Annotated in this window: 15 protein-coding genes; 7 read left to right on the forward strand and 8 right to left on the reverse strand. The window is 52.4% G+C overall.

Annotated elements, in window-relative coordinates; all coding sequences use genetic code 11:
- Window positions 1-3: 3 nt before the first annotated feature.
- Both hemW and HNQ57_RS10260 read left to right on the forward strand, forming a co-directional pair.
- A complete protein-coding gene (gene hemW, locus HNQ57_RS10255; RefSeq protein ID WP_184462658.1) occupies window positions 4-1,188 on the forward strand; it encodes a radical SAM family heme chaperone HemW in 1,185 nt (394 codons plus the stop codon).
- 251 nt (window positions 1,189-1,439) lie between these two features.
- Window positions 1,440-2,414 (forward strand): sensor domain-containing diguanylate cyclase, encoded by a 975-nt coding sequence (locus HNQ57_RS10260; protein WP_184462660.1) that lies wholly within the window; start codon window positions 1,440-1,442, stop codon window positions 2,412-2,414.
- Window positions 2,415-2,432: 18 nt separating this feature from the next.
- Here HNQ57_RS10260 and HNQ57_RS10265 read toward each other — a convergent pair whose 3' ends face one another.
- Complete coding sequence (locus HNQ57_RS10265; RefSeq protein WP_184462662.1) at window positions 2,433-3,221, reverse strand: SDR family NAD(P)-dependent oxidoreductase; 789 nt, start codon at window positions 3,219-3,221, stop codon at window positions 2,433-2,435.
- Window positions 3,222-3,319: 98 nt separating this feature from the next.
- Here HNQ57_RS10265 and HNQ57_RS10270 point away from each other — a divergent pair, with 98 nt between their 5' ends.
- Entirely contained in the window at window positions 3,320-3,811 is a 492-nt protein-coding gene (locus tag HNQ57_RS10270; RefSeq protein ID WP_184462664.1) for an NUDIX domain-containing protein, read from the forward strand.
- Here HNQ57_RS10270 and HNQ57_RS10275 read toward each other — a convergent pair.
- Entirely contained in the window at window positions 3,801-4,949 is a 1,149-nt protein-coding gene (locus HNQ57_RS10275; RefSeq protein ID WP_184462666.1) for a mechanosensitive ion channel family protein, read from the reverse strand. The two genes, HNQ57_RS10270 and HNQ57_RS10275, sit on opposite strands and share 11 nt — an antisense overlap.
- A gap of 180 nt (window positions 4,950-5,129) precedes the next feature.
- Between HNQ57_RS10275 and ilvD the strand changes: the two genes are divergently transcribed.
- Window positions 5,130-6,971 carry a dihydroxy-acid dehydratase gene (gene ilvD, locus HNQ57_RS10280; protein WP_184462668.1) on the forward strand — a complete coding sequence of 614 codons (1,842 nt, stop codon included), beginning with the start codon at window positions 5,130-5,132 and terminating at the stop codon, window positions 6,969-6,971.
- Window positions 6,972-7,196: 225 nt separating this feature from the next.
- Here ilvD and HNQ57_RS10285 read toward each other — a convergent pair whose 3' ends face one another.
- The 6 genes from HNQ57_RS10285 to HNQ57_RS10310 form a co-directional block, all read right to left on the reverse strand.
- On the reverse strand, window positions 7,197-7,496 hold the full coding sequence (locus tag HNQ57_RS10285; protein ID WP_184462670.1) for a putative signal transducing protein: 300 nt from the start codon (window positions 7,494-7,496) through the stop codon (window positions 7,197-7,199).
- A gap of 5 nt (window positions 7,497-7,501) precedes the next feature.
- The gene (locus tag HNQ57_RS10290; RefSeq protein ID WP_184462672.1) at window positions 7,502-9,949 is read right to left on the reverse strand and encodes an acyl-CoA dehydrogenase; all 2,448 of its coding nucleotides are present in this window, start codon (window positions 9,947-9,949) and stop codon (window positions 7,502-7,504) included.
- 70 nt (window positions 9,950-10,019) lie between these two features.
- On the reverse strand, window positions 10,020-10,874 hold the full coding sequence (locus HNQ57_RS10295; protein WP_184462674.1) for a mechanosensitive ion channel family protein: 855 nt from the start codon (window positions 10,872-10,874) through the stop codon (window positions 10,020-10,022).
- A 157-nt stretch (window positions 10,875-11,031) separates the two neighbouring features.
- Window positions 11,032-13,509, reverse strand: a complete 2,478-nt coding sequence (locus tag HNQ57_RS10300; protein WP_184462676.1) for a TonB-dependent receptor — start codon at window positions 13,507-13,509, stop codon at window positions 11,032-11,034.
- Window positions 13,510-13,662: 153 nt separating this feature from the next.
- Window positions 13,663-14,226, reverse strand: coding sequence for a chalcone isomerase family protein (locus HNQ57_RS10305; RefSeq protein WP_184462678.1), 564 nt, complete (start codon window positions 14,224-14,226; stop codon window positions 13,663-13,665).
- Entirely contained in the window at window positions 14,223-15,452 is a 1,230-nt protein-coding gene (locus HNQ57_RS10310; RefSeq protein ID WP_184462681.1) for an MFS transporter, read from the reverse strand. Before HNQ57_RS10310 ends, HNQ57_RS10305 begins: the two co-directional genes overlap by 4 nt.
- Window positions 15,453-15,566: 114 nt before the next feature.
- Between HNQ57_RS10310 and HNQ57_RS10315 the strand changes: the two genes are divergently transcribed.
- From HNQ57_RS10315 to HNQ57_RS10325, 3 genes are read left to right on the forward strand one after another with little or no spacing between them, the layout of a single operon-like run.
- Entirely contained in the window at window positions 15,567-16,916 is a 1,350-nt protein-coding gene (locus HNQ57_RS10315; RefSeq protein ID WP_184462683.1) for an NAD(P)/FAD-dependent oxidoreductase, read from the forward strand.
- A complete protein-coding gene (locus tag HNQ57_RS10320) occupies window positions 16,913-17,698 on the forward strand; it encodes a DUF1365 domain-containing protein (protein ID WP_184462685.1) in 786 nt (261 codons plus the stop codon). The genes HNQ57_RS10315 and HNQ57_RS10320 overlap by 4 nt, the downstream gene beginning before the upstream one ends.
- Before the next feature lie 27 nt (window positions 17,699-17,725).
- Window positions 17,726-18,970: an SAM-dependent methyltransferase gene (locus HNQ57_RS10325; protein ID WP_184462687.1), complete on the forward strand. Its 1,245-nt coding sequence runs from the start codon at window positions 17,726-17,728 to the stop codon at window positions 18,968-18,970.
- The last annotated feature ends 335 nt before the right edge of the window (window positions 18,971-19,305 follow it).

Raw genomic sequence — 19,305 nt, forward strand, 5'->3', positions numbered from 1 at the left:
ACTATGAACGATTCGCCATCACGCCCCCCCAGCACCGAATTGTCACGCCCCAGGACGATACCCCTATCACTTTACGTCCACATTCCCTGGTGCGTGCGCAAATGCCCCTATTGCGATTTTAACTCTCACGAGCGCAAAGGTGACTTACCCGAACAGGCGTATATCGCTGCGATGTTGGAAGATCTCGAGCAAGACCTGGATTTTATCCAAGGTCGCGAGCTGCAAAGTATTTTTATTGGCGGCGGCACACCAAGCCTATTCAGTGCCGCTGCATACGAAACTTTATTTAAGGGCTTACAGAAACATTTACGCTTTGCCAGCGACATTGAAATCACCCTCGAAGCGAACCCAGGCACCCTAGAACAAGGTCGTTTTGAAGGCTATCATTCCCTAGGCATCAACCGACTTTCTATTGGTGTACAAAGCTTTGACCCTACGCAATTAAACAAGCTCGGTCGCATTCACAATAGCGATGATGCGCGACGCGCCATTGCCTGCGCCCAGCAAGCTGGCTTTAGTAATTTTAATGTCGATTTAATGCACGGCCTCAACGAGCAAAGCCAAGCTGACGCCATGCAGGATTTGGAAATTGCGATTTCGGCAGGCGCGCCTCACATCAGCTGGTATCAACTCACCATCGAAGCCAACACCGAATTCTTTAAACGGCCGCCCAGTCTGCCATTAGAGACCGAAATGCATCGTATGCAGGCGGCGGGGTTGTCGTTGCTAAACGACGCTGGATTTGCGCGCTACGAAGTGTCGGCCTACGCCAAGGTCGGCCACCAATCCCGCCACAATCTTAATTACTGGCAATTTGGTGATTACCTCGCCCTTGGTGCTGGTGCTCACGGCAAGATCAGCTACGCGAATGGCGATATTTACCGCTATCAGAAAACCCGCAAGCCAGAGGATTATTTACAGCGCCAGCCTTCCCGCACGAGCAAGCGTGAACCCATCGCCACAAGCGATTTAGCACTTGAGTTTATGATGAACGCATTGCGTTTAGAACAGGGATTTACTCGGCAATTATTTAGCGAGCGCACGGGCCAGAGTAGCCAAAGCATCGATGCAATCTTAGTCAAACTGCAGCAGCAAGGTTTACTGCAAGAACAGAATCTTCTAATACGCCCCAGTGCGCGCGGCTTTGAATTGATAGACAGCATCCTCAGCGAATTCTTAAACGCTTAAGCCCTTTTCGCGCATTACAGACAAGACACCTTAAAAATTTATGTACGCTATTCGATCAAATTGTCACCTGCGACACCCATAACAATACCGGAAAATACGTATCGTCATGACATAAGGAACCCGTTAGGTTTAAAGTCTTCCCTCATTATTTGTGCACTGGCATCGGGAATCGGAGATGCTTCCTTTATAGTAAGAAACTATTATTACCAACGCAAATCTCTCGCCGCGCAAGTACTGAATAGGTTACTACGATGATCGAAAAAGAATTGCTCTCGGCAGCCCTATCAGCCACTTCGGAAGGGGTTATCATCGCCACCGTAAGGCACGACAACAAGCCAGATCGAATTATTTATGGAAACCGAGCTTTTGAAAAACTTATCGGCTTTGATAATGCGTCGATTATTAATCACAAATATAATTTATTGGAACGCCTAAGTAAAAATACGCCCGTTACTGAAGACGAAATTGTTAACGCCATAACTGCAGGCAAGAGCATTCAGTGTATCAGGAAATCTCACACCAAATCTGGCGACTACTTTTGGCACGAACTGAGTATCTCTCCAGTCTTAGATGAAAGTGGCACGCTTACCCATATTATTGGCGTACTACACAATATAAATGAGCGCATCCACCACCAAGAAAAAATTGAACAACAAAATTTACTCCTAAAAAGAAAAAATCAACAACTTGACGAATTGGCCTCCCACGATTTCTTAACCACACTTTATAATCGTCGTTTTTTTGATCGGGAGCTTACCCGTCTCTGCGCCTTCCACCAACGCTATAAAATTCCGCTAAATATGGCATTTTTTGACATTGATCACTTCAAGCAATACAACGATTACTATGGACACAATGAGGGTGACCGCGCGCTGTGTCTCGTGGCTGAGCAAATAAGTCAGCACTTCAGTCGCGAGGCCGACATCTGCGCGCGCTATGGCGGCGAAGAGTTTGTGGTGCTATCGGCAAGCGATTCAGATGAAGCAACATTTTTAAAACATGTTGAGGCTGTTAGATTAAAAATTGAGCAGCTGGCCATACCCCACAAAAAATCCACATCAGCAAAAGTCATTACCGTCAGCGCCGGCATTTATGTCGCCGTGCCACTGCGCGGCATGTCGCCCAATTATTTTACTGAAGAAGCCGATCACGCCATGTACCAAGCAAAGCAGCTTGGCCGCAATTGCGTCGCGGTTGCCCGCCATATTCGCATGGCCAGCGGCTAAGCATGCTTTACAACACGCCTAAACATAGCAGACAGCGCCGCCATCAATCCGAATATTCTGGCCATTGATAAACCCCGCACGTTCACTGCAGATAAACGCCACTAAATCGGCCACTTCCTGGCGCTCGGCAATTCGTCCACAGGGGTTCGGGTACTCGCTGGCCACAATTTGCTTAACAATATCATCCCAGTTCTCCCCCCAGCCCTTCTTCTCCGCTCTGCGGCGAAAACCCGCTTCCAATTCGGCGGTGCGAATATAGCCAGGCGAAATGGTATTTACGGTAATACCAGTATGACTCAACTCCTTGGTTAGACTTACGCTCATGGTCGCCAAGGCACCTTTAGCGGCGTAATAATGCGGCATAATACTATTCGGTTGGTGGCTGCCGATGGTGCCTAGCTGAACGATTCGCCCCCAGCCTTTCGCTTTCATCGCCGGTACCAAGCCCTGTATTAGGCGGGCCGCCGACAACACGTTTTTCTGGTACATATCCAGCCAGTCGTGACTGGTGCTAATCGCCCATTTACCTGCTGATGCTGTGCCATAGTTGTTTACCAAAATATCAACCTCGCCCACCAGCGCCTTGGTTTGCATCAGCACTTGTGCGCAGCCTCCATCACTACTTATGTCGCCCCACACGGCGCAGGCATTGGGAAGCTTATCGGCAGCAAGCTGGGCCGCGCCCTCTTCATTGCTGTGAAATACGACTTTTGCGCCCTCATTCGCCAAGGTAGCGGCTATACACTCACCAGTACCGCGATTGCTGCCGGTGACCAGCGCAACTTTATTATTCAGGTTTAAATCCACAGTGCATCACTCTCTAAATTAAGCTCATTACAGCATAGTCGCACATAGCCGGTCTGTGGCAAAATCAAAGGCTGAACAGCAATAAAATAGAGGCCACTATGAATTTTTGCCCCCAATGCGCCAGCCCCATCGCCGAGTTATTAATCGACAGCGAAATTCGCAAAGGCTGCCCCAACACCCAGTGCGGTTTTGTGCTGTGGAATAATCCCGTGCCAGTGGTTGCTATGATTGTGGAGGTTGAGGGTGGCGTGGTGATGGCCCATAACGTCAATTGGCCAAAAAGCTTTTACTCTATTATTACTGGCTTTCTCGAAGCGGGCGAAGACCCTGAAGAATGCGCTCGCCGAGAAACCATGGAGGAGCTAAACCTCCACGCGCTAGAAACCAAGCTAATTGGCGCCTACCCTTTTGCCCAGCAAAATCAGGTGATTATTGCCTACCATGTGCGCGCCGCTGGCGAGATCAAACTCAATCACGAACTTGATGACTATAAAATAGTGCCACCAGCCGAGATCAAACCCTGGCCAATGGGAACCGGACTCGCACTAACAGACTGGTTAAAGCAGCAGGGCCTGAGCCCTAAGTCTTAAGTTTGGGCGGCTGGTCTTCAGCACCAGCTGGCTCGTCAGTGCTTTCATCTTCCTCCTCGTGGCTGCCCTTATCCCGTGCGACTTCCGCCTTGGCCAATTCCCGCGCCTGCTCAAGCTCCTCGGTCAACAGACCTAGGGCAGTTTTTAGCTCATCGCGATCAGGAGCCTCTTCGCCTTCAACCGGCTCGGCGTTCAACTGGTCTTTGAGTTTTTTGATTTTGCCCTGCAATTGCTCGACTGCGCTGGCCACCTCGGCCTTGCTGAACAAGATTTCTTCAGCGTGACCACTGCGATCTTCATCTGGTTGCCGCGTCACTTTACGCTTAGGAATAAATTTTAAATCTGCAGGCAATGGTCGCTGATTCATAAAGTTTGGCGACACGATTTCGATGCCCGCGTCATGCAGTGCGTCTAGTATTTTGCCGCGCAGACGCGAGCGCGCGCTGACCAGCAATGCCGCCTCTTTAAGCCAGCCACTGGCGCGATAATTAACCGAGAAATCACCGAGATTGCGAATTTGGACAAAGCCATTTTCTAATTCTGCCGCTTCAATTGCGCTCAACAGGGCCGTCTCAATATCGCGTCGGTCAACGTCATAGCCAAGCGACACCTCTGCCGACACCACCGTGCCCGAAGCCCGCACCACATTGTAGGGCTCTTGCACCAATAGCAAGTTAGGAACCGTGACTAGCTCGCTGGTTTCATTCTGAAATTCCACATGCAGTAAACCGCGCTGCGACACCCGTCCCAACTCACCGCGAAACTCAATATAGTCGCCGGCCCGGAAGCTATTCACTGTGCGCAGCATAAAGCCCGCCATTAAATTGCCCATCACCGAGGTCGATGACAGCGCGATCGCGGCACTCATTAACAAACCCACCAAGCTCAAAAGTTGACCGCGCAGTTCACCGTTCATTGGAATCGTACTTATTGCCAACAGCAAGCCACTGAGCCGAAAGGCTAGCCGCGTGCCCTGCTCCCGATAACGCGTGTCAGCGCCATGACTTTTCTGCACCGCAAACACTTTGCGGGTGAAAAGCCAGACGGCGAATAGCAAGCCCATCACCACCGCAAAAGGCCCCCACTGGCCCAGCCAATTCGGCGCCACGCTAACGACTGCGTCTAAAGCATCATCCATTCAAAAAGCCTCGTTACTATTAAAAGACTGCATCATACTCATACACACGAGTATAGACACCTTCGCACCTTCTCGCGGACACCACATTTACCGCATACGAAGGCGCCGCGCTCTGTGTTAAACTGCAGCCCAATAGCAAACGTTCAAAATACTACTCAGCGACCGCGCACGAGGAACACTATGCCTGTATATCGCTCTAAGACTACCACCGCTGGCCGCAATATGGCGGGTGCCCGCGCACTGTGGCGCGCCACCGGCATGAAAGACGGCGACTTCGAAAAGCCGATCATTGCGGTAGTGAACTCCTTCACTCAATTTGTACCCGGTCACGTCCACCTCAAGGACATGGGGCAGTTGGTTGCCCGAGAAATTGAAGAAGCTGGCGGCGTCGCCAAAGAATTTAATACCATTGCCGTTGATGACGGTATTGCGATGGGCCACGACGGCATGCTCTACAGCCTGCCGAGTCGCGACATTATCGCCGACTCCGTCGAGTATATGGTCAATGCCCACTGCGCTGACGCCATGGTCTGTATCTCGAACTGCGACAAAATCACCCCTGGCATGCTCAATGCGGCGCTGCGCCTGAATATCCCAGTGATATTCGTGTCTGGCGGCCCAATGGAAGCGGGTAAAACCAAGCTTTCTGAGCATAAGCTCGATTTAGTCGACGCCATGGTCATCGCGGTCGACGACACCGCGTCTGACGAGAAGGTCGCTGAATACGAGCGCTCCGCCTGCCCAACGTGTGGTTCCTGCTCGGGTATGTTTACCGCCAATTCAATGAACTGCCTGACTGAAGCGCTGGGTCTATCCCTGCCTGGCAACGGCTCAATGCTGGCCACCCACGCCGACCGCAAAAAACTCTTCTTAGAAGCCGGTCGCCGGATTGTTGAACTGTCGCGCCGACATTACGAAGAAGACGACTACACTGTACTGCCCCGGCATATCGCCTCCTACAGTGCATTCAGTAATGCCATGGCGCTGGACATTGCCATGGGCGGCTCCACCAATACCATATTGCATTTATTGGCCGCAGCGCAGGAAGCCGAGCTGGACTTCACCCTGAAGGATATCGATGCGCTGTCGCGGAAAGTGCCGCAGCTGTGCAAAGTTGCACCCAATACGCCGCTCTACCACATGGAAGACGTTCACCGCGCTGGCGGTGTAATGGCGATATTAGGTGAGCTTGATCGCGCCGAATTATTGGACACGAGCCTCCCTACTGTACACGCCAGCACTATGGCTGCGGCCTTGGCGCAGTGGGACATCATGAGCACCGACAACGACGCGGTGAAGAACTTCTTTAAAGCTGGCCCAGCGGGCATTCCCACCCAAACCGCCTTCAGCCAAGACACCCGCTGGAGCTCACTGGACGCTGACCGCGAAAACGGCTGTATCCGCAATTTAGAACACGCTTTCTCACTTGAAGGCGGCTTGGCCGTGCTCTATGGCAATATTGCAGTAGACGGCTGCGTGGTAAAAACCTCAGGCGTAGATGAGAGCATTCTGGTATTCGAAGGCCCAGCCCATATCTGCGAAAGCCAAGAAGGCGCGGTCGACGATATCTTAAATGATCGCGTAAAAGCAGGTGACGTGGTTATTGTGCGCTACGAAGGCCCCAAAGGCGGCCCCGGTATGCAGGAAATGCTCTACCCCACCAGCTACATCAAATCTAAGGGCTTGGGTAAAGTCTGCGCGCTCCTTACCGACGGCCGTTTCTCGGGCGGTACTTCTGGCCTTTCTATCGGTCACGCCTCCCCAGAAGCCGCCGCCGGTGGCGCAATTGGCCTGGTTGAGCAGGGCGATATTATCCGTATCGACATACCTAATCGCGGCATCAATGTACTGGTAGACGAAGCTGAGCTCAATAAGCGCCGCAAAGCCATGGACGCCAAAGGTGCCGACGGCTGGAAGCCCGTGAAAGAACGGCCACGCAAAGTATCTGCTGCCTTAAAGGCTTACGCTAAAATGGTAACCAGTGCTGACAAGGGTGCTGTGCGGGATATTAGCCAGCTGTAAACATCGGAAGGACGTTTGCGGGAATAAAAAAAAGGGGCCCCAAAAGGCCCCATAAGAATGCTGGCGCCCTCACGCAACAGAGGTAGACAGCCGTCCCACTAATTCATCTGCTCAAAACGAATTAAACAGGGCAATACTATACCGCAAGTTTATGGCGATGATGATAGGCAATTTCCACTAGCCCCTATTTACCCAAATATTTACCACTTCCGTCACAAAAAGCCGTTAGCTTTGCGGCGAACCGCACTGCCAACACAGCTTAAAACTGACGCCATTGCTCTCTTTACACCTTGGGCACTGCCATTCACGATCGTCATCTTTACTTAAATCGGCCAATAGCGCCTCTGCTGCTGCAACACTGTCAGTGGCCACCCACAGCTCTGGCCACACATCGGTAAAGGCCAATCCGCCGCTTGCACCGCCAGAATAGGTATTGCGTAATTCCGTTGTCAGCCCTGCCGCGGCTAAAACATTTGCGGCATTGGCAACCAAGCTTAAATTAGGATCAGTGAAGATTTTTTTCACTGCGGCTAGCACTCTGGCCGAAGTGGACGAACATCGATATCGGCCAATGTCGGATCAAAGGCATCCGTTAATAAGCTGTCATAGCGGCAGTCATCATAGGCAACAATGGCATCGGCCTGCGCTTGATTAAACGCACCACTTGCCACTGCACTGGCCACTTTCTCAGCGGTAGAATCGCCAGCTAAATCGCCCTGTTTATCTAGGCTAAGAAAATGTTCGTAATCTTTTTCTACTGCGACCAGAAGCTGGTAAGTGTAATGAATTCGGCCCTGGGCATCGTGCCGATCAGCACTGATATAAACCTTGTCCGCCAATAAATTGCGCACCGAACTCGGCTGCATAATTAACTCACCCAGCGCACGAACCTCGTCGTCTGACGGCGTCCATTGCGGCAGCCCCCAAGGGAAAAACACCGCCTTTAATGCCGCACCTAAACCTCTGATCGGCAGATTGCGATAAAACGCCGCCAAGGCCGTGTTCATTGCAATAAAACACTGCTTTAAAGCATATTCTGCGTGTAGCTCATTAGCTTCATCTGGGGTTTGGGCATCGTGAAACTTGAGCAATGCACAAGCAATCACTAACTGGCTGTGAACATCACCCAAACGCGCCGACAGTAATTCGCGGCGTTTCAAATCGCCACCCAAGGTCAGCAGCGCAATATCGGCGCTCGCCGCAAATACGGCGCTGTAGCGGTTTATATGGCGGTACCAGCGCGCCGACAGTTCGCTATTACCGCATTTGGGTTTGCCCAAAAAGCCGCCGCCGAGCCCCTGCAAAATTCCGCGACTAAACACCTCGGCAGTGTGGCCAAGATGCCCCATTAACAAAGCATCAAACCGCGGCAAAGCGTCTGCAGACTCATCACTCAGCGCCGCTAATTCATCGGCTAAATACGGGTGACAGCGCATTGCGCCCTGACCAAAGATAATCATGGACCGCGTCAGAATATTCGCGCCTTCAACCGTGATAGCAATCGGCACAGTTTGGTAGACCAAGGCCATAAAATTGCGCGGCCCCATTTGAATACCGCGACCACCGAGAATATCCATGCTGTGATTGACGACGCCCCGCAGCTTTTCAGTGGCGTGGTATTTTGCCATGGCGGTCAGCACCGACGGTGCGCCATCGTCTAGCGCTCGGGTAACTAAGGCGCGGTAGGCTTCCAGCATATACGCCGACGCCGCAATCTCGGCGCTGGCCTCTTGCACCCCTTCAAACTTACCAACCGAAATTCCAAACTGGCGACGGATACGGGCAAAGGCGCCCACCAGCAGATAGCCCATTTCACCACCGGCCGTCGACAGCGCTGGCAGCGATACCCCACGACCAGCGCCCAAGCATTCCACCAACATCCGCCAGCCCTGGCCGATATATTCTTGACCACCAATCAGCATGTCCATGGGAATAAACACATCGACACCGGTAATAGGGCCATTCATAAACGCCGAGCCGGGATTATGACGCCGACCAATTTCCACCCCCGGCAAGGTCGCGGGCACCAAGGCACAGCTAATACCGCGCTCGACCTCATCGCCAATCAGTCCGTCGGGGTCGCTGAGCCTAAAGGCCAGCCCCACCACCGTGGCAACCGGCGCGAGGGTAATCCAGCGTTTAGAGAAGTTTAATTTAACGCCAAGCACCCGCTTGCCTTCGTAGTCTTGTTCGCAGACTACACCGGTATCGGGAATGGCCCCCGCATCCGAACCCGCTTCAGGGCTGGTTAAGCCAAAACAGGGTAATTCTTCACCCTTGGCTAAGCGCGGCAACCAAAAATCTTTTTGTTCCTCGCTGCCGTATTTCAGCAGCAACTCACCCGGCCCCAAAGAATTGGGGACCATTACGGTCACCGCCGCCACGGTTGAGCGACTCGCAATTTTACTTACCACCCGGCTTTGGGCATAAGGACTAAAGCCTAAACCACCGTAGGCAGGGGGAATTATCAAACCCAAAAAACCTTTGTCTTTAATGAATTGCCAAACCTCAGGAGGCAGATCTTTGGTCTCGTGATGAATTTGCCAGTCCGACAGCATGGCGCACAAGGCATTGGTCTCGCCGTCGATAAAAGCCTGTTCTTCAGCGCTGAGCTCAGACAGCTCAATGTCTTCAAACACTGCCCAATCAGGTCGGCCAGAAAAGAGTTCTTTTTCCCACCACGTGGTGCCGGCATCCAGCGCTTCACGCTCGGTGTCGCTCATGGGCGGCATCATTTTTTTGAGCGCGGCCATCGCCGGGCCAGACAAAAACCGCATCCGCAGCGGCTTAAACAACAGCAAGGCCAAGGCAGCAAAGAGTATTAATAGACTCAGGGGGTGCAGAAATATCGGGCTACTCAAGCCTAGCAGTAGCCACCCCAAGGCTATGACTACTGCACCACTGTGTGCGGACAGCCGTCGATAAAAGACAACTAACGCTAATAAGATTAATGCGAAAACGCTGAATACACTGGCCATATTACAATCTCCAAATTAAGTGGTGATGTTCTTAGCCTGCCAAGCCCTACCTTCAATAAGCCTTAATGTCCTAATCCGGTGCTGCACTAAAACTCGGATAAGCGTCCGATGTAGGCCCTGAGCCATGATGCAAGCCCGACACAATATGCAAATCCCGCTGGGGAAACGGCACCACAATGCCCGCCGCGACCAGCGCGCTGTCTATTGCCCACAAAAATGCGGATCGCGTGCCACTCTGCTGAGCAGCGTATTCTGGTTTAACCCAAACCAATAATTCAAAATCCAAACTGGAATCGCCAAACGCCTTCATAATTACGGTAGGCGCGCGTCCAGGGAAATCCAACAAGGTTTGCGGCAATTCCTTTATCGCTTCTAACACTACATCTCGCATGCGCTCTTTATTCGTACCGTAAGCCACACCAAATGGAATTCGCATACGACAGTAATTATTGGTATGCGTCCAATTGGTGACCTTGCCGTTTACAAACTCGGAATTAGGGACAATGACCTCGGCATTTTCCAAGGTAGTAATAATCGTTGCCCTCACCGTGATTTCCGCCACCACGCCAACCACGCCACTTTCCAATTGCACGTAATCACCCACCTTCAGTGAGCGCTCAACCAAAATAATCAGCCCCGACACAAAATTACTGAAGATGGCCTGCAGGCCAAAGCCAATACCCACTGACAGCGCCGAGGCCACCAGCGCTAGCTTGCTCAAATCAATACCGATTACCGACAGCGCAACAAACACCCCTACGATCAAGACCACGTAATGGATTAGACGTTCAATGGTATAGAGGGTGCTGCTTGAAAACGCGGCGCGGCGTTGGGCGACTGAGCGCAAACTACCCCGCAACACTCGCGAAGCCGCCCATGCAATACCGACCACCACACAACCCGCGAGCAAGGTCCCCAGCGTCACAGGGTTTTTACCAAGGCTGACCAAAGGGAAGGAAAGATAGCTGTTTAGGGAAATGAAAAAACTTTCAACGGTAATGATAGCGGTCCTCAGTGAACGGCCGCTCGGCGGCCTATATTATCTTTTTAATATAGGCCTTTACGCGTAAAACAGCGAATTTTTAAGGCTGCCAAGACAGCGTAATACCGTAGGTCACCGGCATACCGGTGTAGCGACCGATGGTGTCGAGCTGATTGGTGACATTATTATAGTAGTACTCGTCGCCGAGGTTGCGGCCCCACAGCATGAGCTGCCAGGGGCCCGCCGCTGGCGCAAAACCAAGCCGCGCATTAATCAGGCCGTAATCATCAATGAAAAAGCGTTCGTCCTGCTCCAGCGAGGCGTTGGTTTCACCGCTATAGCTGTAGTCGATACCCAGCGACAGCTCGTAGCGGTCAAAGACGGGCAGAACATAATCTAGTAGCAGGGTGTATTCCCAGCGCGGGCTATAATTAAAGGGCTTGCCAGCAAAGTCGAACTCATCGCCATTGCTGTCGCCACTGACAAACTCTTCAACTTCGGTGTCTAAATACGCCGCCGCGAGGGACAAATACAGGCCTTCGATCGGCGTGTACTTCACGTCCAACTCAGCACCGCGCACGGTAGACTTGGGGGCATTGCGCAAAATCGGCAGCGCGCCAAAGACTGGGTCGCGGAAATTAGTGACTAACTGCTTATCTTTATAGCGATAGTCAAATACCGAGGCATTGAGCTGCATGGTTTTGTCGAGCAAGGTCAATTTGCTACCGATCTCCAATGCGTCGAGCTGCTCTTGGGTAACGGGTTCAAACTGCACCGAATCCGAGATATTAATCACTGGGAAGCTACCCGATTTAAAGCCGCGACTGAGGGCAACAAAGGCCAGCATGTCTTCGGCAAAGCGCCAATCGAGTGCAAGGCGCCCAGACACATTGTCTTCACTTAGCTCACCAAAATACCGGCCGGGCTGGCGAGTTTCATTATCCAAGGTGAAGCAGCCGCCTTGTTCCGCGGTGCCGGGCAGATAACCTGCCAGTGGTGATTGCAGTAAACTAATCCCGCTAAAGGCCCCCGCCAAGCCGACACCCTCGTCTTGGGCGCCGGGTGAATCTTGGTCAGCGCCGGGCTCATCGCCAACGTTAACATCCTGGCCGCAGCCATTAAACTTACGGGATTCGTCGGTGTAACGCGCGCCACCGCTCAAGGTCCAATCATTAGCGAATTCCCATTCGCTATGCGCAAATATCGCCGCCACTTCGGCGAGCTGATTACCGCCAAAACCAGAGCGATTATCCAGCCCCGCCACGCCGTCGCCATTGGGCGCATCGACGGGGAAAATAATGCTCACCGTCTCGTGATGCAGGCGCTGAAACTCGGCCACATCGTCTTCGCTGTAGTTAACCCCAAGCTGCCAAAAGACGTCGTCGCGGTAATGGCCAGTTAAACGCCATTCCAAATTGTAGTAATCGGTGGTCGCGAACACATTGCGCTCAGTATTCACTGTGTCGACGCCGGACTGGGGAATAAAACTGCCATCGGATTCAAAGCGGCCGAGTGAAGCCAAAAACACCGCCTCGAGATCCTCTGACAAGGTCCAGCCCACGCGCACACCGGTGGAATAAAAGCTGTCATTCAGTCGAAATTCCATGCCAGCATTGGGCCAATCTGCCGCGCGATTGTCGTCGGTGTCTTTGTCGTTAACAGGGTAATCGGCAACTTCAGGGTGCAAGCCCGCCGCGCCCAACGTTGCATTCTGAGATTCAATCGCAATCACTTGCAGGGCCTGAGGCTCAGACCGATCGCGCCAGCCGTCAAGATGGTAGCTGACATCAATATTGTCGGCGGCTAACCAGCTCAGCGAAAAACGCCCACTCTGCTTATCGACTTTACCCAAGGTATCGTAGCCAAACTGCTGGTACTCACCGCCTAAATTCCGGCCAGTATTGCCGTTGTAGGCGTCGCTGCTGGCGTGGCGGGTACGGCTGCGCTGCCAGCCTTCACTGCTATTAATGGCGCGTAGCGCCAACCGTGCACTCACGGTCTCAGACAGCGGCCCACTAATAAAGCCATTGGCTTCGCTGGTTTCATAGCTGCTGTAGCCCACGCTGCCGCCATAAATCAAGCTATCACTGGGTTTATTGGCAATATAATTTATCGCGCCACCGGTGGTATTGCGGCCGTAAAGCGTGCCTTGGGGGCCTTTTAGCACCTCTACCCGGGCGAGATCCAAATTACTGCCCTTGGTCATAATCGGGAAGGGCAAATTGAATTCATCAATATAAACCCCCACCGTCGCACTGGCGGTTTGGCTATTTTCATTAAAGCCGACCCCGCGCAGGGTGTAAATTGGGGTGTTGAAACCGCCATCAGCGTAGGAGAAGCCCGGCAGTAATTTACCAAGATCCGTGGTATCGCTGACCCCGAGCGCAACGAGGTCTTCGCCGGTATAGGTAGCAATGGCCAAGGGGATGTCATTGGCACCCTCCTCACGCTTTTGCGCCGTAACCAGAACTTCTTCTATGCTTAAGCCCCGCCGCCCCTGGGGATTTTCTTGGGCGTTAAGGGCAGCGGCTTGGGACAAACCCAATAATATTAAAGTCAATTTTGTAGACGTGTTCACCTAGGTCTCACTCTCGGCAGGCTATCAGCAGCGCATGCTAGGGGCTCAGCCTAGGGTTTTCAAGCGATGGGCAGGTTTTGGGACAAATATTCTAAGCTTAGATCATTTGATTATTACCAATAAATTCAATACCTTAAGCAATGGCACCGAGGCCTACTGATCCGCGGCAGCCCTCCGCCAAGCAGCGAGCATGGTATCGCGCTGCGACTCGCTTACGGCAGCCCTTCCCAGCCACACACTCAAGATTAGCGCCGCGGCATTCGGATCCCGAATTGCACCCAAACGCTCCTCATTCAAATACAGCAGCAAACCCTGCTCTGGCAGCCAAGCAAGACGGTATTGCTGGCCCTTTTCAACACTTTTATACCAGCTGCTAAATAAGGCGATGTCCGCCTTAGCTGGGGCCAATTCCGCAGCCGAATAGGCCCCAGTCAGCGCCTTGTCGGTCATACTGCGAAAGCGCTCGGCCGACACCCCGACTTTATATTCGATAATGATCTGCTTGGCGTAATCTGGCGCCAGAATATCACCGGACGTGGGCAGAGCTTGCTGGGGGTCAACCTGCAGACGGGTATAGGTCAAATCCTTCCAGAGCAAGCTGAAGGTTTCTGCGCTCACGGTACGCCAATTTTCAGCCGCCATTAAGGGTGTCGATACCAAGCCTGCAAACAGCATTAATGGAATACTGAGCAGATATGCCTTGCGATTTTTATTCATTGTCCACCACCCTCAATGGCCACTATCGACCTGCGACCCAACATCAAAAAGACCATTAGTTTTAGCGCCACTGGCGCCACCACATACACGGCGCTGATCGCCCATGCTGGCGGTACCGCCCCATCTGTCTGGCTGCCCAACCACAAATACGACACACCGACCGCCAGCCCCATTGCCGCTTTGCTTAACATACTCCATAGCGCAAACATCCGCGCCCCTATTGCCGCACCGCCCTGCTCTTTGGACAAAGTCTGCGCCAAAGCGGTTTGCATGGCCGAGGGCAAGGCCTGATCGGCCCCCAGCGCCAGACCGGTGCCAATACTGATGGCGATAAACCACGCCACGTCCCCCTCGCCCAGTAGCGCAGCAAAACTAAACAGCAGCGCGGAACTACACAAGCCGATCCGCCAGGACCATAGGGTACCTATCCGCCGCGCGAGAAAATACCAAAATGGCACGCCCAGCAAGCCCGCGAGAAAATAGCTAATCAACACAATCGGGAGCTCGCTCTCGGCGTGCAGCACTTCGCGCATAAACAGTATAAGCACAGTTCCGGGAATCGCATTGGCCAGCATATTGGTAAACCACGGCAACGCTAAGCTGCGTAAGCGCTGATCTGCCAGCAACACCCGAAAACCTATAATGCGGGTAGTGACGGGTGCCGCCTGACTCCCCTGCAAACAAACCGTCAGCAGTAATACCGCAAGCAACAACACAAGAACTAAGGGGAGCATTGCCGGGGCCAGTATAGCCGGCAGGACCATTGCCAATAGGGTTCCCAGCAATAGCATGGCTTCGCGGCTGCTGTTATAACGAAGACGATCTAGCGCTGAAAATGAGATATTCACAGGCAGCGCCAACCAAGGTACAGTAATACCCGTCCAGCCCAACATGAGTAGTATGAGCCCACCTGCCAATAATGGTAGGGGCCAAGGGTGGGGCAGATAAACCAATGCCAAAGCACTGCTGGCGATGAGCAGCCAAGCGCCGAGCCACAAAGCGCGATGGCTGCCATGCCGATCGATCCAGGCCCCCGCGGGCAAATCGCTCAGCACGTCAGTCATTCTCGCTGCAAAGAACACCAGACCGACTATGCTGTAACCATAGCCGGCCTGCTCAGCCAGCCAGAGCGGTGCATAAAGATAAAAAGGCAGGCCTAAGGCCGCTAGTGGTAAGCCTGGCAAAGCGTAACGAATAAATTGCCAGCTTCGGAAAGGATTCCGCATTTCATTCTCCTTAACAGAGACGACGACCTTGGTCGCGTCGCTAGCATTGACTGTGGCAAATCTGTTTAGGCTGAATATACGTAAATAAGACAAAGCGGGATCAGCGATATATTTATGCAAACACCATTAAAGTCAGCACCCTTAAAAATTGCCGTCATTGGCTCCGGCATTTCCGGATTGAGCAGCGCCTGGCTATTGAGTAAACACCACCAAGTAACGCTATTCGAACAAGATTCCCGGCTCGGTGGCCATACCAACACCGTCGATATCCAAACCAGTGCCGGTACCATTGCCGTTGATACTGGCTTTATTGTTTTTAATGAGCACTGCTACCCCAATTTAGTGGCGCTGTTTAAGTACTTGGACATTCCGTATCAAGGCACCGACATGTCCTTTGGCGTGTCGTTGGATCAGGGCCGCCTTGAATACAGCGGTTCAAACTCCGTCGCCACCATGTTCGCCCAGAAGCGCAATGTTTTTCGTCCGCGCTTCTGGGGCATGATCCAGGACTTGCTGCGCTTTTATAAGCAAAGCCCGGGCTGGCTGCAAACCCTGCCTGACGATTTATCACTTGGCGAGCTGCTGCGCCAAGAGAAGTTTGGCCCTGGCTTTTGCGAAGATCACCTACTGCCCATGAGCGCCGCCATTTGGTCAACACCAACCGAAAAAATGCTCGCCTACCCCGCCAAAGCCTTTTTACGCTTTTGCGACAATCACGGCTTACTGCAAGTCAATGAGCGCCCCCAATGGCAGACCGTCACTGGCGGTTCCCGCGAGTACGTAAAACGGCTGAGTGCCGACTTTGCCGATGGCATTCGATTAAACTGCGGTATTAGGAAGGTACATCGCTTCAACGACCATGTAATTCTTGTCGATCAGAATGGCGAAAGCCATCGCTTCGATCATGTCGTTATGGCTGGACACGCCGACCAATCACTGGCCATGCTTGATGAGCCCAGCAGCGCAGAGCAGAGCCTACTCGGCGCCTTTAGCTATGAAGAAAACGAAGCGGTATTACACCGAGACGAAAATTTGATGCCAAAGCGCCACCAGGTTTGGTCGAGCTGGAACTACCTTGCTGACACCAGTCAAAGCACCAACAAGGTATCGGTGAGTTATTGGATGAATTTGCTGCAGCATCTGCCCTGCCAGGAATCGGTCCTGCTCACCTTAAACCCGCTGCTAGAACCGCGTCGCGATCGGGTTTACCGGCGATTTAGCTACCAGCATCCGGTATTTAACGAGGCCGCGCTCAAAGCTCAACACCAATTATGGAGCTTACAGGGCCAGCAGCGAACCTGGTTTTGCGGCAGTTATTTCGGCTATGGCTTTCACGAAGACGGCATTCAATCTGGTTTGGCGGTGGCCGAGCAATTGGGCAATACCGTCAGACCCTGGATTGTGCCCAATGCCAGCGGTCGCATTCACCTGAGCAGCAAGCCGGTGATCGATAATGCCGCATGAGCGCTAGCTTACGCACCGCTATTTATCGGGGGGAAGTACGGCATCAACGTCTAGCGCCAGTAAGCCATCGCTTTGCCTACCGAATTAGCAGCTTTTTATTTGATCTCGACGAGCTCGATGCTGCGGCAGAGCGCTGCCGCCTATTTTCGCTAAATCGCTTTAATTTGTTCAGCTTCCATTTCAAGGATATTGGCAGTGGCAGCGGCGAATCACCCCGCCGCTACATTGAGCGCTGCCTTGCAGAGCAGGGAATAACAGACACCCTCACCAGAGTTAGTCTTCTCTGCTACCCCCGTATTTTGGGCTACACCTTTAACCCACTGAGCGTTTATTACTGCTATAACCAGCGGCATCAGTTATTTGCGGTGCTCTATGAAGTAAGCAATACCTTTAAGCAGCGGCACAGTTATTTATTTCCCGTGCCCGAAGCCGACCGCGAAAACCCCACTATTGAGCAACAGTGCGACAAAAACTTTTACGTATCCCCATTTAACAATATGGCGATGCGCTATAAATTTCGGCTCCACCAGCCAAATAATAAATTGGGCATTAGCATCCGCGTCCAAGAAGGCGGAAAAGACCTGCTCCACGCCGTGTTCCAAGGCCGGCGCAGGCCATTCACCGACCGTGAACTACTGCATAATTTCTGCGCCCTGCCCTTTATGACACTGAAAGTACTTGGCGGTATTCACTGGGAGGCACTAAAGTTATTTTGCCAAGGTTTGAAAATAGTCCCTCGGCCAGCTGAACCAGATTCATCAATCTCACGTATTGATGAATAAATCTGCCGAATACGTAAAGGGTCTACTATGAAATCAGCCGCCGCTGCATTAGAAAACAACCTCGGCTCCGCCTGGTGGGCAAAACGCCAGCAACAAATGCTCGCCAAAGTGTTGGCGCCATTATCAAAGGCGGCCAGAGGGGTACTGAGTCTAAACCTGCCTAATGGCAGCTGCGTTGAATTTGGCGAACATCCCTGCGAACGCCTAAACCCTGTAGTGACTCTGCACAATTGGAAGGCCGTGCGCAAAGCCTTTACCGGCGGTTCCGTGGGGTGGAGCGAAGCTTATATGGACGGCGATTGGGACAGCCCCGATCTGGCTATTTTGGTTGAGTGGATTGCCGTTAACGAAGCGTTCTTTGACGGCATGCTCGACAGCGGCAAAGTGGAGGGCGCCATTCAAAAATGGCGGCATCGTCGCAATGCCAATAGCAAGCGCGGCAGTCGCCGCAATATTAGCTATCACTACGATCTTGGCAATGATTTTTATCAGCGCTGGTTAGACCCCAGCATGACGTACTCCGCGGCGTATTATCACAACGAACAATTAAGTCTAGACTCGGCCCAACACGCCAAGTACCAACGCCTAATCGATTCGCTAGGCATTAAAGACGGCGACCATGTTTTAGAAATTGGCTGTGGCTGGGGGGGCTTTGCTGAGCAACTCTGCCAACAAAAAGCCGCCAAGCTCCACGGTATCACCTTGTCTGAACGCCAGCTGGAATACGCTGAGCAACGCTTGAACAATATTGAATTGCGCGGTAGCGCTGAGTTCAGTTTAACCGATTACCGTGACACCGAGGGTCAATACGACCATATTGTGTCGATTGAGATGCTTGAGGCCGTGGGCGAGAAATATTGGCCAACGTATTTCGAAACCATACACCAACGGCTCAAACCCGGTGGCCGCGCAGCCATTCAAATCATCACCATTGATGAAGCGCGCTTTGCCGGCTACAGCGCCAATCCGGACTTTATTCAGACCTATATTTTCCCCGGCGGCATGCTGCCCAGCCCAGAACGCTTCCGCACTGAAGCCCAAACTGCGGGCTTACGCCTGCACGATGAAGAAGCCTTTGGTTTAGGCTATGCGCGCACGCTACACGAGTGGTCAAAAAGCTTTAACCAACATTGGGCAGAGATTGCCCCGCTGGGCTTTGATGAACGCTTTAAGCGAATGTGGAATTACTACCTAGGTTATTGCGAGGGTGGCTTTCGGGGCAAATCAATTGATGTTTATCAGTTTGTACTGGAAAAACCACTAAACCAATAAAGAATAGACATTATACAGCGAGCATTGTCGGTGACCGGTATTCACCGCCGCCGCTGATGTTCGCCTATGGCATCACAAGCTCAGTTTGACATTGCTGGCGCCGCATTTTTCCCCACCATAACCACCGCGCCTGACAACCCAATACCCATTACACCACGAGCATCTACTCCGTCACATCTGAACTTCTGGCGTCGATTATCCACTAAGAATTGCAAATAACGCCTACTGGCTCACAAAACTTAAGCAGGCAATACGTACAATCCACTAGCTGTTTCTTGGGCTTAGACGACATTCGCAAGATTACAACATGATACGATAGTGACACTTTAAAAGGC

Source organism: Zhongshania antarctica, from assembly GCF_014202945.1.
Lineage (GTDB): Bacteria > Pseudomonadota > Gammaproteobacteria > Pseudomonadales > Spongiibacteraceae > Spongiibacter > Spongiibacter antarcticus.